At 49.5% G+C, this 14,191-nt stretch carries 12 protein-coding genes; 1 reads left to right on the top strand and 11 read right to left on the bottom strand.

What is annotated here, in order from left to right; all coding sequences use genetic code 11:
- Positions 1 to 49: 49 nt before the first annotated feature.
- The 3 genes from DZC51_RS09750 to DZC51_RS09740 all read right to left on the bottom strand — a co-directional run bounded on the left by DZC51_RS09750 (position 50) and on the right by DZC51_RS09740 (position 4,236).
- Positions 50 to 1,465, bottom strand: a complete 1,416-nt coding sequence (locus tag DZC51_RS09750; protein WP_157295268.1) for a M20 family metallopeptidase — start codon at positions 1,463 to 1,465, stop codon at positions 50 to 52.
- A gap of 23 nt (positions 1,466 to 1,488) precedes the next feature.
- A complete protein-coding gene (locus tag DZC51_RS09745; RefSeq protein ID WP_157295266.1) occupies positions 1,489 to 2,721 on the bottom strand; it encodes an MFS transporter in 1,233 nt (410 codons plus the stop codon).
- A 213-nt stretch (positions 2,722 to 2,934) separates the two neighbouring features.
- Positions 2,935 to 4,236, bottom strand: coding sequence for a hypothetical protein (locus tag DZC51_RS09740; RefSeq protein WP_157295264.1), 1,302 nt, complete (start codon positions 4,234 to 4,236; stop codon positions 2,935 to 2,937).
- 175 nt (positions 4,237 to 4,411) lie between these two features.
- Here DZC51_RS09740 and DZC51_RS16280 point away from each other — a divergent pair, with 175 nt between their 5' ends.
- Entirely contained in the window at positions 4,412 to 4,546 is a 135-nt protein-coding gene (locus DZC51_RS16280; RefSeq protein ID WP_232524112.1) for a YueC family protein, read from the top strand.
- Between the two features lie 41 nt (positions 4,547 to 4,587).
- Here DZC51_RS16280 and DZC51_RS09735 read toward each other — a convergent pair whose 3' ends face one another.
- The 8 genes from DZC51_RS09735 to DZC51_RS09700 all read right to left on the bottom strand — a co-directional run bounded on the left by DZC51_RS09735 (position 4,588) and on the right by DZC51_RS09700 (position 13,741).
- Positions 4,588 to 5,118: a hypothetical protein gene (locus tag DZC51_RS09735; RefSeq protein WP_157295261.1), complete on the bottom strand. Its 531-nt coding sequence runs from the start codon at positions 5,116 to 5,118 to the stop codon at positions 4,588 to 4,590.
- A 48-nt stretch (positions 5,119 to 5,166) separates the two neighbouring features.
- A complete protein-coding gene (locus DZC51_RS09730; RefSeq protein ID WP_157295259.1) occupies positions 5,167 to 5,691 on the bottom strand; it encodes a hypothetical protein in 525 nt (174 codons plus the stop codon).
- Positions 5,692 to 6,002: 311 nt separating this feature from the next.
- Entirely contained in the window at positions 6,003 to 7,748 is a 1,746-nt protein-coding gene (locus tag DZC51_RS09725; RefSeq protein ID WP_157295257.1) for a helix-turn-helix domain-containing protein, read from the bottom strand.
- A gap of 119 nt (positions 7,749 to 7,867) precedes the next feature.
- Complete coding sequence (locus tag DZC51_RS09720; protein ID WP_157295255.1) at positions 7,868 to 9,067, bottom strand: M20 metallopeptidase family protein; 1,200 nt, start codon at positions 9,065 to 9,067, stop codon at positions 7,868 to 7,870.
- Complete coding sequence (locus DZC51_RS09715; RefSeq protein WP_157295253.1) at positions 9,030 to 10,238, bottom strand: metal-dependent hydrolase family protein; 1,209 nt, start codon at positions 10,236 to 10,238, stop codon at positions 9,030 to 9,032. The genes DZC51_RS09720 and DZC51_RS09715 overlap by 38 nt, the downstream gene beginning before the upstream one ends.
- 21 nt (positions 10,239 to 10,259) lie before the next feature.
- The gene (locus DZC51_RS09710; protein WP_157295251.1) at positions 10,260 to 11,804 is read right to left on the bottom strand and encodes an AbgT family transporter; all 1,545 of its coding nucleotides are present in this window, start codon (positions 11,802 to 11,804) and stop codon (positions 10,260 to 10,262) included.
- A 310-nt stretch (positions 11,805 to 12,114) separates the two neighbouring features.
- Positions 12,115 to 12,975 carry an AEC family transporter gene (locus tag DZC51_RS09705; RefSeq protein ID WP_232524111.1) on the bottom strand — a complete coding sequence of 287 codons (861 nt, stop codon included), beginning with the start codon at positions 12,973 to 12,975 and terminating at the stop codon, positions 12,115 to 12,117.
- Between the two features lie 214 nt (positions 12,976 to 13,189).
- A complete protein-coding gene (locus tag DZC51_RS09700) occupies positions 13,190 to 13,741 on the bottom strand; it encodes a restriction endonuclease (protein WP_157295247.1) in 552 nt (183 codons plus the stop codon).
- Positions 13,742 to 14,191 lie beyond the last annotated feature (450 nt).

Below are 14,191 nucleotides of genomic sequence, written 5' to 3'. Positions count from 1 at the left end.
AAAGAAATGATGAGAATGCGATGATTCTCACCAGTTCTTCCAGTTTTATTTATCTCTTCGGCGGCATTTTGTCTTTAGGAATCAGGGAGACATAAGACTCGCCGTCCAGACGTTCTTTCCATTCAGCAGTCGCCCTGTCGATGATTTTCCGGTTTTTCATTGCATCAACCGCGGTGCAGGCGATGATCTTGGCTGCCTGCAGCATGCCTTTATGGGCAATCGGCATGGCGCCCTGCGAAACCACCTGCCAGGTGTGCAGCGGCGTGCCAAGCGCAAAGCAGGCAGTCAGGCATTGTGTCGTCGGTACGACCCAGCTGACATCACCAACGTCAGTAGATCCGGCCATTGCTGCTTCCTCTGCAAACGGTGCGATAAAGTCCGCGATGGCCTTATTTTTCAGCTTCCTGACTGTTTCCCGGTCAGGGCCACTCAGGTCAGCCTCGATATCTTCTCGAGAAAGCGTGGCCTGGATTTCTTCTGCGAACCGGTAGTCCTGTTCGTCATACGCAGGGACACCGATTGCGGTAAGGTGCTGGTACATGGTCTCCGCAAGGACAGTGTTCGGCAGCAGGTCCGAAGCCGCTCCTTCAAACACTGCCTCAACCGATGTTCCGGTCATGAGGGCAGCCCCTTCCGCGATATTGTTTACACGTTCGGTGAGCTCCTGAACCTGTTGCATTTTCGGAGCACGGATCAGGTAGAGGACCTCCGCATTAGCCTGGACCACATTCGGGGATGCGCCTCCGGAATCGGTTATCGCATAATGAATTCGGGCTTCCGGCACCATATGTTCCCTCATATAGTTCACACCAACATTCATCAGCTCAACCGCGTCAAGGGCGCTCCTTCCCAGATGAGGAGCAGCGGCCGCATGGGCGCTTTTCCCTTTGAACTTGAACCTGACGGAGTAATTGGCAAGTGTGCTGACATGCCAGACGCTCGGTTTGGTCATCGGGTGCCATGAAAAGGCGAGATCGACATCTTCAAACAGCCCCGCGCGTACCATATAGGCTTTTCCCGACCCATTTTCCTCTGCAGGACAGCCGTAATAACGGATGGTTCCCTGTAATCCGGTTTCCTGCATGTACTCCTTGACTGCAATCGCAGCGGCCAGTGAACCGGTACCGAGAAGGTTATGACCACAGCCGTGGCCATTTCCTCCTGCTTCAACAGGATTATGTTCGGTGAGCCCTTTTTTCTGGCTCAGCCCTGCCAATGCGTCGAATTCGCCAAGGACCGCGATGACCGGCTTGCCGCTGCCGAAGCTCGCAACAAACCCGGTCTCGAGTCCGGCTACTTTCCGCTGCACCTCAAATCCCTCTTCCTCCAGCGCTCCGGCCAGAATTTCCGAAGAGCGATGTTCGGCAAAGTAAAGTTCCGGACAGCTCCATACTTGATCGCTCAGTTCGATATATCTGTCTTTTTTCTTTTCTATCAAATTCGAAATGATTTCATGTAATTCCACACTCAGCGCCTCCTTGAGTTAGCTCACGCAGATGCTTCTGCTTTGGCACGGTCGAACAATTCACCTTTATTGCGCATCGTGAGGATGGCGATGATGCAGATGACCGCGAATACGATCAGCATCCAGAATGCTGCATTGAACGAGCCGTCGAATGCATCGACGATGAATCCGATCGCCATCGGTGTGGCGAATCCGGCCAGCTGCCCTCCAGTATTGGCGATCCCCATCGCAGTACCGGTAACCGAAGTCGGCAATTGTTTAAGTATGATGACCGGAAGAAGGGTGATGACGAAGGCGATGAAGAGATTGACGATAGTCTGGTAAGTGATGAACGCTGCGACACTTGGTGCGGTGAACATCAGGTAAAGCATCAGCCCGGTCAGCGCACAGGCGATGGCACCGACGATCTTTTCCTTGCCTTCAGGAAGTTTATCAACCAGATAACCGCTCAGGAAAATGCCCAGCAGCAAGGTAACTCCAGGAATCGTCTGAACCCAGCCGATTGAGATCAGATCAAGGCCTCGGTCCTGTACAAGATAGGTCGGAATCCAGGTGGCCAGTCCCCAGTTCACTGCATAAATACAGAAATACGCAATGACCATATTCCAAATCAGCGGAGTTTTCATCAGTGAACCGACAAGACCTTTTTCTGAAGGCTTAGTGGCACGCGCCAGCTTTTCTTCCGGCTGATCCTCAGGAAGCCGGACAAATTTCCAGTAAAGGAAAGCGATCAGGGCGCCGATTACACCGAAAACGACGAATGTCGTCCGCCATCCGATTGCAGTCAGCAGAAATGCAGACAATACAGGGATGATTAGGGCGACAATCCCGCTTGATGAAAGCATGACGGACATCGCCCTGCCCCGCTCCTTGACCGGGAATGTGTTCGAAATGATTTTGGAGCTGGACGGCTGGAAACCGCCCTCCCCGATTCCGAACAGGAAGCGGATGATGACCATGGAAGCAAGAGACCATGCGGCACCCGACAGCCCAGTGAAGATGGACCATAAAATGACAGAGGCCAATAGCACTTTCCGGGCCCCAAATCGGTCAGCAAGCCAGCCGCCCGGCATCTGCATGATCGCATAGCCCAGGAAGAAGCTGCTGAGGATAATCCCTGTTGCGGATGCGCTCAAGCTCAAATCCTCCGTGATCTGAAGGACAGCGTAGTTCATGATATAGCGGTCCAGGTTACCCAGGCACCAGCCGAGGAAAAGCAGGATCAGAATGAGATTGCGTTCGCGTTTTGGAAGCATGAATTTCAACTCCTATTCTTTAAGATGCAAATCTTGGTGGTTGGTCTAGAGATGAAACGCTTCCAACTTATAAAAAGCGTTTACATAAGTTTCAGATGTTTATTAGCGACTATAAAGCGAAACTTTCGTTATTGATTTTATAACAGGTTTCTTTGTTGCGCAATATATTTTTTCAAAAAAACAAGCACCCCAGTTGGGATGCTCATTTCCGTTTTATTTTAACCGGTAAATTTTTATCGGCCTTCCGCGTGTGTACTGGGCTTCCTCCCCAACATTTTCGACCAGCTTTGCTTCGCATAAATCTGAAACGATGCGCTGGGCATTCCGCTCCGTCATCTGGAGATGGGCTGCCAGATCCTTCGTCGTAAACTGGTGCCAGCCCATTTTTTGGACGAGGGCTTCGACTTTCTTATACGACTTGACACTAATTTTGGCTTCCCTCAGCTTCTCCAGAATATCCTGATCATCGGTCCGGTAGGAATAGGTGAGTTCTTCCTGATCCCCTGCAGCTTCGATGAGGGTACCATCATCCTGAATGATGACAATCTCCTGACCGTTGTCCTTTTTTGATGTCTGGAGTGCTCGGTGCGCATGGATTTCCGCCTCCAGAACCGTAGTGCCGAACCCGATTCCTACAGAGACGGGGGTATCCGCTTCAACCGACAAAAAGCGGGCTTTGTCCTTGAGTGCCTGGAGTTCGCGCTCGATGGCACCGCGCGAGCTGAAAATGGAATACTTGCCATTTCCCTCGTCGACCAGGGAACCATCAATCTTTTCGCAGAGTTGGATCAGTGTCTCTTTGAGCCGGAGCTCCAAATACTGTATCTGATACGTTTTTTCCATCTTTTCCTTGATTACATCAAAATCCTTGATTTCAATTTTTTCCACACCAATCTGGGTGTCTTTATAGTAGGAGGTTTTGACTTTCTCAAAGAAAATGCGCAAAGTCTGGAAAATTTCTATCCGTGTTGGTGACATCAGCCGAACTGGAATCCCTGCTTTCTCCAGAGCGTCCCGGACAGTCGGATAACAGGTCAGGGCACCATCCGTTTTTCCCTCTTCCCACAGATTTATATGGAACCGGAGCAGGTCTTGGGATTCCGTGTCAGCCTCGATGGTACGGACAAACAGTTCCTGCACGATCGCTTTTAGTGTTTCAAGGCTTTCTCCTTCACCAATATTCGTAGTTGGAATCATATCGATGCTGATCCGCTCCAACAGTTTTCCCTGTGCATAGACAAGTTCCATGAAACTCTTATAAATGCTGGATTCTGTGGAGTAAATGTAAACGAGGCGGTCAGCGGCCGGCATGATTTTCTTGGCTACCTGATACGGAATGAAACCCGAAAACAGCCAATAATCTACTTGGCGGTCATAGTTTCGCACGACGTCCGCTACTTCCCTTGTTTCCTGATACGGATAAGGGATCAGTTCGATTTCCTGTTCAATTTCCTTGGCGACCCCGATAATCCGTTCAACAGACGGAGCCGGACCGACCACACCGATTCGAAACATGATTTGATTCCTACCTTCTGTACAAACAACAAAATATGGTCCAAGTATAACACAATCCTTAAAACGCACTCGCTTATCCATGTGCACTTCATTTAGTCAGATTGACCCGGAACCATCGTCGAATATGCTTCGTCCTATGAGCAATCACACGGAAAGACAGGAGGCACTCTTCACCATGACCAGCATGACATCCAGACAGACGCAATCCCGCCTCGTCAACCTTCTCTTTTTCCTGCTCGGCAGCCTTTATCTGATATGCATAGCCGCAACATTTATTTATGTCGTCATCAAAATGGTCAACTACTTCTAAAACAAGAGCCGATGCCCCCGGGCACCAGCTCATTTCGCGTATCATTTTCGGTATTTCTGCACTAGGTCATCCAAGCTGGTGTTGTACTCTGAAGTTTTCGCGTCAATCTGCTCCTGCAGCTGCATGATCTCCGCATAGACCGCTTCAGACTCTGCATACGATTCATCGCTTACCGGTGAGATGTGCAGCTCAAGGAACTCCGCCTGCTTATTGAACGAATCGGCCATCAGATTCAGTTGATCAATCGTAATTTGATTCACTTCTTTGATTTCCTGATTGATCAGGCCGTCCTGCAACTCTTCGGCCAACCCTTGTGTTTCTTTGATATGAGGAATCATCTCGTCGGTGATATAGTCACGGGCCTTTTCCGGCTGCGGAATCATGGCGTTGAGATGACCACCCATTTCGGCGAGTTCCAAAGACCGCTCATGGAGCGGCTCGATCCCTTCCGTCCGATATTGATCGAACTCTTCAGCGGGATTCAAGCCGGAGCTAGTTCCGGAACTGCTGCAGGCGGCAAGGAACATTAAAGCCATCATGAGCAAACTGAGCAAAAAGCTTCTTCGGTTCATTTCATACTACCTCACTCCAATATTGGACTTATCTTTTATTGAGAACCTTTATTCTTCCGCTAACGCATCTACCCGCTTTTCATATTCAGCTGATGTACGATCGATCTCTTCTTGTAACTCCATGAGCTCAGCATAGATTTTTTCTGTTTTTTCGTAAGCAGCCTTCTCGTCCTCGATTGGTGGAATATTCATTTCAGTCATGGCTGCTGTCTTCGCAAACGATTTTAGTGTCAGCTCCAGGTTTTCAATCAAGATTTCATTTAACTCTTGAATCTCCGGATTAACCAGCCCATCCTGTGCTTCCAAAGCCAAGTCCCTAGTTTCTGTTGCATATGGAATCAATTCATCATTGATATAGTTATATGCTTCTTCCGTCTCTTCGAGCAACATGGTATATCGACCGCCCATTTCTGCCGTTTTGATAGCCCGGTCATTTAAAGGTTCAATCACTTCTGCACGGTATTTTTCAAACTCTTTATCTAAACTCATTTGATCTGAAGCGGATGAATTACATGCCGCTAATGACATGATCAGTAAGACAATCATCATCATACTTAGACGGATTTTTTTCATTTTAACACCCTCCATAAAGTGATTTGAAAATATCTTTATTCACTTTCAAAATAATTGCTGCTGTTCTATCATACCAAAGCAAAAGTGCAAGAAGGATGAGAATAAAGCCTCACTCCATATCTTACGCCTTTCGGTTTATTTTTTTCTACAAGCAATATCCCAAGGAAGAATAGTTTTGGAATTCTAACCAAAGCAAATGTCTGGAAGAATGAGGACAATGTCTCGGGATAGAAGATCTATACCTCACAAAAGTGCTTGCCCAATAGTGTTCAAATGAAACAAGCCGTTGCTTGTGCAACGGCTTGCTTCAGTCACTGATTATCAATTGTAATATTATTATCTCCGGCAAGCCGGCAGGCGAGCTGTAAATTCAGAAGGATTTCAGGATCAGCCAGATCGGCATCCAATAGACGGGAGATTTGCTTGATCCTGTACTGGAGGGTATTCGTATGGATATGAAGTTCTTTTGCAGCATGGCCAGGACGTTGCAGATTTCTGCAGTAAGCTTGCAATGTCTTTACAAGCTCCGTACCTTTATCCCGGTCGTATCTGTAGATTGGACCGAGAAACGTATTAATGAACTGACCGACTTCCTTTCCTGAACTTCCCGAAATCAGTCGTTCGAGCAGAAATCTGGAACTGTCTGCGATCCGCTCCCGGCAATTGGATTCTTCCATAAGTTTGAGTGTATCTATCGCAGACTGAAGAGAATCCGGCAATTCTTCGATCCGCTGAACCAACATTCCCACACCGAATCTGGCATTCGCAGTTTCCCCGTATTCATTTGAAAATCGTTCGGTTTCTTCTGCAATTGCCGACAGACGTCGTTGTATCTCTTTGTCATTCGCTTTTGGGTTGACCGCCAGCAACAAGAGATAAATTTGATCATGCAATACGACTAGACTTCCCGGAAACACCCTGCCAATCTCCATCTCCAGAAACACTGCTATTTCATTTTGCTTCATCAGCTGATCAATCGGCCGGGCCGGTTTTGAGTTCCCGGTTCGCACAGCTACCGGCAGGAATGCACCCGCCGTATCCAATCCGAGACTTGCTGCTTTAGCCAGGAAGTCTTCAGTCAAAATCCCCTTCATCAATTTATCCATCAGTTCCGTTTTATAACGTACCTCTACTTGTCGGACCGCTGCCTGCCTATTGATTTCCAGAGCGAAAAACAAGAGACTCTGCTGGATAAAATAATCATCGGTCTGCCTAAGGTCATTAGAGCTATTTGAGTAGATCAGCAATTTGCCGAGAAGCTGACGCCCGTCCCTGATCATATATTCATTGACCGGCCTCAGATCCACTGGAATTGAAGAGGTATTGTAAGCCTCTCCATAGACCGTCAAAAGCGAAAGCGGCTTTCCGACTACTTCAAACAACTGCTCCAGCATGATGTCCAGTCCTTTACCGGAGTTCATATTGACCAGTTGGCTCTGCTGATAGTCAATCATGGTTTTGAATGTATGGTTTTTAATTTTGATATCTTCGTAAAGTTTGGCTCTTTCCAATGCGGTTGCCGCGAGTCCGGCGATTGTTTCAAGGAGCTCAACATCTGCAACAGTAAACGTGCCTTGCTCGGCAAAGCCGTTGAGTGTCACGACACCGATGCATTCCTCTTTGGCCGTAATCAGCGGGACACTCATCGCCCGGTACGAGTTATTGCTGGGATGCATGGCCATGGAATGGTTCAGCAATTGCCTGTTTTCAGGTCTCATTGAGCGGGGGTATCCGGTGATTTCATTTCTGTTCGAAAGGAGGATCGGCTTTCTCTTCTTATAGCAGTCTCCTGTAAATGATTCACCGGGCAAAAGCCGGATCTGCTCGACTTTTTCATCGAAATTCACATAAGCTCGGCATGTCAGGAGCCGTGACGCCGGGTCAAATAAAAACAGTGCACCCCCATCGGCATCTGGAATTGCCCGAATGGTTTCAGAAAGGGTCAGTTCAAATAGTTCATCCAACTCCAATGTGGAGTTTACCGCATTGGCCACATTGAACACAGCTTCGGCTCTGGCTGACGAGAGATGGCGCTCTTCTTGAGGTTTATTCACCATCCGATCCCCCCCTTATATGCTCACTATCGTAGCATAATTCCAAACAGATGGAATATTTAAATTGAGTGTTTCTCGAAATAAAAAAGACACCCTGGACAGGGTGCCTTTTGAAAAACGCTTCAGTATTGATGCAGGATTGCCATAAATGTTTTTGCCGTATTCAGCATAGCCGATTCATCAAAGTCGAATTTTGCATGGTGGTGAGGATATGCTTCCCCTTCGGGACGGGCCCCCGCGAAAAAGAAGGAACCGGGAACATGTTGTGTGTAGTAGGAAAAGTCCTCTCCCGGCATCACCGGCGGCGTTTCCAATACATCCTCCTCCGAGAAGAGAGTCAACATGGCTTTTTTCACAACCTTCGTTTCTTCGGGATGGTTCCACAGCGCATCATATCCGCTTTCCAGTTCGACCTCGGCACGGGCGTCCAAAGCATCCGCAACGCTGGAAGCAATTTTTATGAGCTTCTCCCGAGCCATTTTCCTGGTTTCCGGAGCATAGGAGCGAATTGTTCCAGTCAGCACCGCCTCACCGGGAATCACATTGTTGGCATCCCCTGCATGGATGGACCCGGCGGAAACGACCAGCTGCTCAAGAGGATCCGTGCTTCTGCTGACAATCGTCTGCAGGGCCGTCACGATATGGGAGGCCACAACAATCGGGTCGATTGCTTCATGTGGCACCGCACCGTGCCCGCCTTTCCCATTGACCGTAATTTCAAATGTGTCCACTGCCGCCTGGATAAAGCCTTCCCGGAAAAACATCTTGGCGGCAGGCATCATGCTCTGAAGATGGCAGCCGTAGACGGCATCCACCCCATCAAGGCAGCCGTCTTCGATCATCGCCATGGCGCCGCCCGGGTAAAGCTCCTCACCGAATTGATGGATCAGCACGACGTTGTTCCGGATCCGGTCCTTGTTTTCGACCAAGGTTTTGGCAAATCCAAGAAGTGCGGCCGTATGCCCGTCATGTCCGCATGCATGAGATACGCCATGGTTCTTCGACTTGTATGGGACATCTTTCTCGTCCTGGATGGGGAGTGCGTCAAAATCGGCCCTGAACGCAATCGTCTTGACGGGTTCTGATGCACGGAATGTGGCCACGACGCCCCGCCCGCCTACTTCCGTCCGGACATCCAATCCAAGTTTTCGGTAATATTCTGCAATGAACTTCGGGGTCTCCACTTCCTGGTGGGACAGTTCCGGATATTGATGCAAATGCCTTCTGATTTCGGTCATTTCAGGCAACAGGCTCTCAAGCGTTGCCACACATGCCTGAAGTTCTTCATCCAACGACGGCTTCAAGTTTGTTTGCGGACTCATGAACACACTCCCCCTCTTTGTATACGGAATGGATTTTGCGGAACGCACGGATATCGGATTCCGGGTCTTCGTCGAGTATGACAAAGTCCGCCACTTTTCCTTTTTCAAGCGTTCCGACCGATTGTTCGACGTTCAGCGTTTTCGCCGCTTCTACCGTTGCAGCGGAAATGATGTCCTTCACTTCCATGCCATATTCGTGCATCAGTTCAAGCTCTTTTGCAAAGTCTCCGTGCACATTGAACGGCGTTCCGGCATCGGTGCCGGCTGCAATCCGGACTCCTGCGGCTAGCGCCTTTTTGAAGCTTTCCTGATGGACATTAAAGCAGACAGCCGCTTTTTTGACGGCATGTGCCGGAATCCCGCCCGACTCTGCATGCTGCACGATGTAATAAGGAGCGGCAAGCGTCGGTACGAGAACCGTCCCGTGTTTGATCATCAGCTCTATCGTCTCATCGTCCAGGAAGATTCCGTGTTCGATGGTGGTTATCCCGGCCCTGACTGCGTTTTGGATGCCTGCCGTTCCCTGCGCATGGGCGGCAGTTGTCTTGCCGGCATGGAGCGCCTCCTCGACGGCTGCCTTCATTTCCTTTTCCGACAATTGAGGGGATCCCGGGTCAATGCCCGGAGTCATCACACCTCCCGTGGCCATCAGCTTGATGACGTCCGCACCGGCCTTGAGCGTCTCCCGCGCTGCCTTTCTGACGCCGTCCTCTCCGTCCGCTTCAGTCGAGAACGGATAACCGTGACCGCCTGTCATGACGATCGCCTGCCCGGAGCCGTATACGGTAGGTCCCGTCATCAGCCCATCCGCGACGGAGTTGCGGTAATCCAGGTCGATATGCCACTTGGATCCGAGGTTACGCACACTCGTGACACCCGATTTCAGCTGCTTTTGGGCGTTTATGTGATGTCGATACGCCGACCGTGCAGGCGAATCACCGGCAACCTGTGCAAATGGGTCACCTACTCCGTCCATCCCGAGATGGACGTGCATGTCGAACATTCCGGGATGGACCGTCTTGCCGGTTCCGTCAATGACAGTGTCGGCCTGCAGGCGGTTTGCCTCCTCGCCCACGGCAAGAACCTTCTTTCCCTCAACCACGATCGATGTGTTCAGCTGCTTTTCCCCATTGCCTGTATATAACGTGACGTTCTGTATTTTTAAAACCATCCAAATCCCCCTTAGAAGTTGTTATGGCAGCATGATGCCTCCGCCAGGTCCGAGAGGCAAGCCGAGCAGGAACCAAATTGAGAACAGAATAATCCAGAAGATCGCAAATGCGATGGAGTACGGCAACAGCGTCGCAATGAGTGTACCGATACCAATGTTTTTGTCGTACTTCTTCGCAAACGTCAGGAGAATCGCGAAGTAAGCAAGCATAGGCGTGATCGGGTTCGTGATCGAGTCGGCCACGCGGTAAGCCACCTGTGTGACCGCCGGATCATAACCCATGAGCATGAACATCGGTACAAATACCGGCGCAAGCAGTGCCCACTTGGCAGAAGCACTTGCAATCAGCAGGTTGATGAGCGCTGCGATCACGATAAAGCCGAGGAAGAGGGACAATCCTTCAAAGCCGATCCCTTTCAGGAATGCAGCTCCCTTGATGGCGATGATCGGTCCGAGATTACTCATTCCGAAAAATGAAATCATCTGGGCAGCCACAAACGCAAGCACGATATAGCCGCCCATTCCGGCCATTGCCTTGCCCAGATGCTCAGCCACATCTTTATCGTTCTTCAGTGAACCGGAAGCAAAACCATAGGCGAGTGCAGGAATCAGGAAGCCGAACAGCATGATCGGGACAATGCCCGTCATAAATGGAGAGACGATGATGCCGTTTGTCTCGGGGTCACGGAGGATGCCGTTTTCCGGAACAACGAGCCATAGGATCAGTGCAGTGTAGGCTGCAAGGGAAATCCCTGCCCAGAGAAGGCCCCGCTTTTCTTCAGGTGTTGTTTTCTCGAGCTTTTCTACCTCACCCTGGAATGTTCCCAGCCTTGGCTCTACAATCTTGGTCGTAACAAATGCAGCTACCGGAATGAGGACGAATGTTGACGCAATCATGAAATACCAGTTAACAGCCGGGTTCCCCACATAAGAGGAGTCAATCATCTGGGCACTCGACTGTGTAAATCCGAAAAGGAGCGGGTCCAGCATCGAAACGATCAGATTGGCACTGAAAGCTCCAGTGACAGTTGCATAACCGGCTACGAGACCAGCGATCGGGTTCCTCCCGAGTGCCGCGAAGATCATGGCTGCGATCGGTGGAAGAACGACCTGTGCTGCATCGGCAGCCGTATTTCCAAGAACGGCGATCAGCAGGATAGTCGGCAGAATGATTTTTACCGGTGCATTCAGGATAGTCGTCTTCATGAAAGACGTCACCAGACCAGTGGACTCGGCAAGCCCCACCCCGAGCATGACAACAAGCACCATACCGAGCGGCGGAAATCCGGTAAAGTTCGGGACGAGCGTGGTGACAATGCTTCTGATGCCTTCTGCATTCAGCAGGTTCACGACCTTAATGGTCTCACCAGTACCCGGATGGACTGCGGAAGTGCCGAGTACTGCAAAAATAGCGGAGGCAATAAGGATCAAAACAGTAAAGATGGCAAAAAGCGTGACAGGATCCGGCAGTTTGTTACCTGCCTTCTCCACCCCATTCAGCATTCTTTGGAAAAAGCTCGGTTTTTTCGGATGACCGAGTTCTTCTACGCCTGCAAGTTTAGCCATAACAACTATCCCCCTTGATAGATGAATTGTTTAAATATTAACTCAATTAGTCGTGAGGGGATATGGGAAATAGCCCAAAGATCTTGCCGGCTATTTGTGGGAAGCAACAAAAGCCAATAAAAAACCGGCACCCGAAAACGGGTACCAGCTTTCTTGGAATATCACGCAAAGACGGACTCTGGATTCGTCATTCGATATTCCTGCATTGGCGGTCCGAATTTCGCTATTCAGCCAGGTTCTGGCGCCAAATGACGAAAAATCCTGTGTTTAGTGACGAAATCAAACGGGCGTATGACGAAACCACTCATCCCTATTTGATCATCCATTGCAAGAGGCTGTACATCAAAGGAATCGTCAACATGCAAAGAGTTGTGGAGTGAATTACACCATAAGAGGCGAAAACCGCGTCTGCCCCAAACTTCTGTGCATACACCGTTGTGGTCGTGGCACTGGGCATACCGGCTGTCAGCACAGCAATGAGAAGCAGTTGTTCGGGGACTTGGAGAAAGAGAAAAACAAGCAGAGTCAACGGGAGGATCCATAACTTCATTAAGGAAGCAGACCAGATATAAAGATTTTTGCTGTACAACTTAAAGTCTTCAAACCGTGTGTCCGCAAGCAGACTGCCGATCAGAATCATCGACAGGGGAACCGTCATCTTCCCGACATCCTCAAACGTCCTCAACAGCATGTCCGGCCAGTTGAAAGGGAGAAACAGCATGGCCAGACCGACCAGCGTGGCGAGGATGCCCGGGTTCAGAAAGAGTGCCCGCCAAGTCACGGACGCATCATTCCTGGTGAACAGATAAATCCCGTAGGACCAGATCAGTACCAGATATAAGATGTTGAAGAGAGTCAGGTAGACCACCCCCTGTTCCCCCATCAGCATATAAATCACCGCAAACCCGATGAACCCCTGATTGCCGAAAACAATCAGGCTCTCGTACACACTTTTCTGCCCCTCGGGAAGTGCAGCCCGCCACCTTAGAAAAGCGCCAATAACGATTGAAACCGTCATGACAAATACAGACATGGCGATGAGCCAAGAGAAATCCATCAATAGTTCCTTTGAAAATGTGGTATCAAGCGAAAACAGAATCAGAGCGGGCAAAGTGACGTACAGCATCAGTTGTATAATTACCGGGTTGGCGTGACGGCTAAGAATGTTCATTTTCCTCGCAACAAAGCCAATCAATGCCATTAGGTAAAGAGGGATCATCGTCAGGACAAACGCGGAAGCGGACAGGCGCCCTCCCCCCTTTCTTCATCCTGTAGGCTATGAGGAAATTGGCTCGAAGGTGCCATTAAAGTGTCCCGCAATGACGGCAACAATAATAAGCTGACACCCGATTTCAGGGAATCAGCTTATGATTTCTCTATCAGGTTCAAGCAGACTGTTTCTCCAAAAGGATATGAATGAGCTGCGCCCGGTCGACAAGGCGAACACCATTACTTAATGCAAGTTCCTTGGCGGCTTTTGTATACTGGCTGTTCGTCACCACCCAAGCATCTTCGGCCCTATAATGACTTTTGGCTGCAACGATTTCCTGAACAGCCTTGATGCCGACATTCTGTTTCCACCGTTTTGCCTGGACGACAATCCGTCGGCCATCCCGCTCCATGACGAGATCGGCCCCAAAATCATTCTGATAAGGAGTCCGGCGAACCTTATAGCCTCTTGCCTCATATCGCAGTTTCAGAAATTGCTCGAACTCCTTGCCGCTCATCTCGTCCACCTGACGGATGCCGGATGCATTGAGTTTCCGCTCTTTCAGCAATCCAAGGGCAAAGAAAATCAACAACAGGCCGATTAAACCTCCGAAAAAGATAAACGCAGCTGCTTCAATTGATTGTGTATTTATGTAGGTCAAGCCTCCGGCTGCAAATAGAAGCCCGGTCAGTCCGTTATACAGTTGGTCATTCTTTTTCCGTGCCATTATTCCCTGATTCCTCTTCCATGATTTATTCACTGCTTGAAAAGTAGTCTTAATCCACCCTTTTGACGACAAACGTCTCACCGGTGCGTCCTAAGACGACGGCGGCTTCTTCTACATCTCCGCCATACCCCATTGCGACGCCTATCTTGGATACATACTATTTCCCTATATATTAACATTAACAGTGGAAGACTGACAGGAGTATGTTGGGAATATCCATATTTTTTTCCTAATTAACCAGGTGAAATGTCATTTAAAAACATCGAGGGCTTTTATCAATAAAATGATGGCTTCAGCTGTGTTTGGCTATTGTCTCTAATTATTAGTTATTTGTCCTTTTCCCTCGAAAGAGTGATTGAATCGCCGAAAATTGCGCAAAAAAACCGTCTCCATAAGGAGACGGCCTTGTGCCCAGCGACGTCCTACTCTTGCAGGGGGAAGCCCCCGACT

The organism is Bhargavaea sp. CC-171006, from assembly GCF_009761675.1.
GTDB classification, from domain to species: domain Bacteria; phylum Bacillota; class Bacilli; order Bacillales_A; family Planococcaceae; genus Bhargavaea; species Bhargavaea changchunensis.
This window is presented reverse-complemented; position numbering and strand designations above follow the sequence as displayed.

Excerpts from the sequence above, each read along its gene's own strand:
- DZC51_RS09715 (WP_157295253.1), bottom strand. The coding sequence starts at position 10,238 with ATGGTTTTAAAAATACAGAACGTCACGTTATATACAGGCAATGGGGAA.
- DZC51_RS09745 (WP_157295266.1), bottom strand. The coding sequence starts at position 2,721 with ATGCTTCCAAAACGCGAACGCAATCTCATTCTGATCCTGCTTTTCCTC.
- DZC51_RS09705 (WP_232524111.1), bottom strand. The coding sequence starts at position 12,975 with ATGAACATTCTTAGCCGTCACGCCAACCCGGTAATTATACAACTGATG.
- DZC51_RS16280 (WP_232524112.1), top strand. The coding sequence starts at position 4,412 with ATGACCAGCATGACATCCAGACAGACGCAATCCCGCCTCGTCAACCTT.
- DZC51_RS09735 (WP_157295261.1), bottom strand. The coding sequence starts at position 5,118 with ATGAACCGAAGAAGCTTTTTGCTCAGTTTGCTCATGATGGCTTTAATG.
- DZC51_RS09730 (WP_157295259.1), bottom strand. The coding sequence starts at position 5,691 with ATGAAAAAAATCCGTCTAAGTATGATGATGATTGTCTTACTGATCATG.
- DZC51_RS09700 (WP_157295247.1), bottom strand. The coding sequence starts at position 13,741 with ATGGCACGGAAAAAGAATGACCAACTGTATAACGGACTGACCGGGCTT.
- DZC51_RS09710 (WP_157295251.1), bottom strand. The coding sequence starts at position 11,804 with ATGGCTAAACTTGCAGGCGTAGAAGAACTCGGTCATCCGAAAAAACCG.
- DZC51_RS09725 (WP_157295257.1), bottom strand. The coding sequence starts at position 7,748 with ATGGTGAATAAACCTCAAGAAGAGCGCCATCTCTCGTCAGCCAGAGCC.
- DZC51_RS09740 (WP_157295264.1), bottom strand. The coding sequence starts at position 4,236 with ATGTTTCGAATCGGTGTGGTCGGTCCGGCTCCGTCTGTTGAACGGATT.
- DZC51_RS09720 (WP_157295255.1), bottom strand. The coding sequence starts at position 9,067 with ATGAGTCCGCAAACAAACTTGAAGCCGTCGTTGGATGAAGAACTTCAG.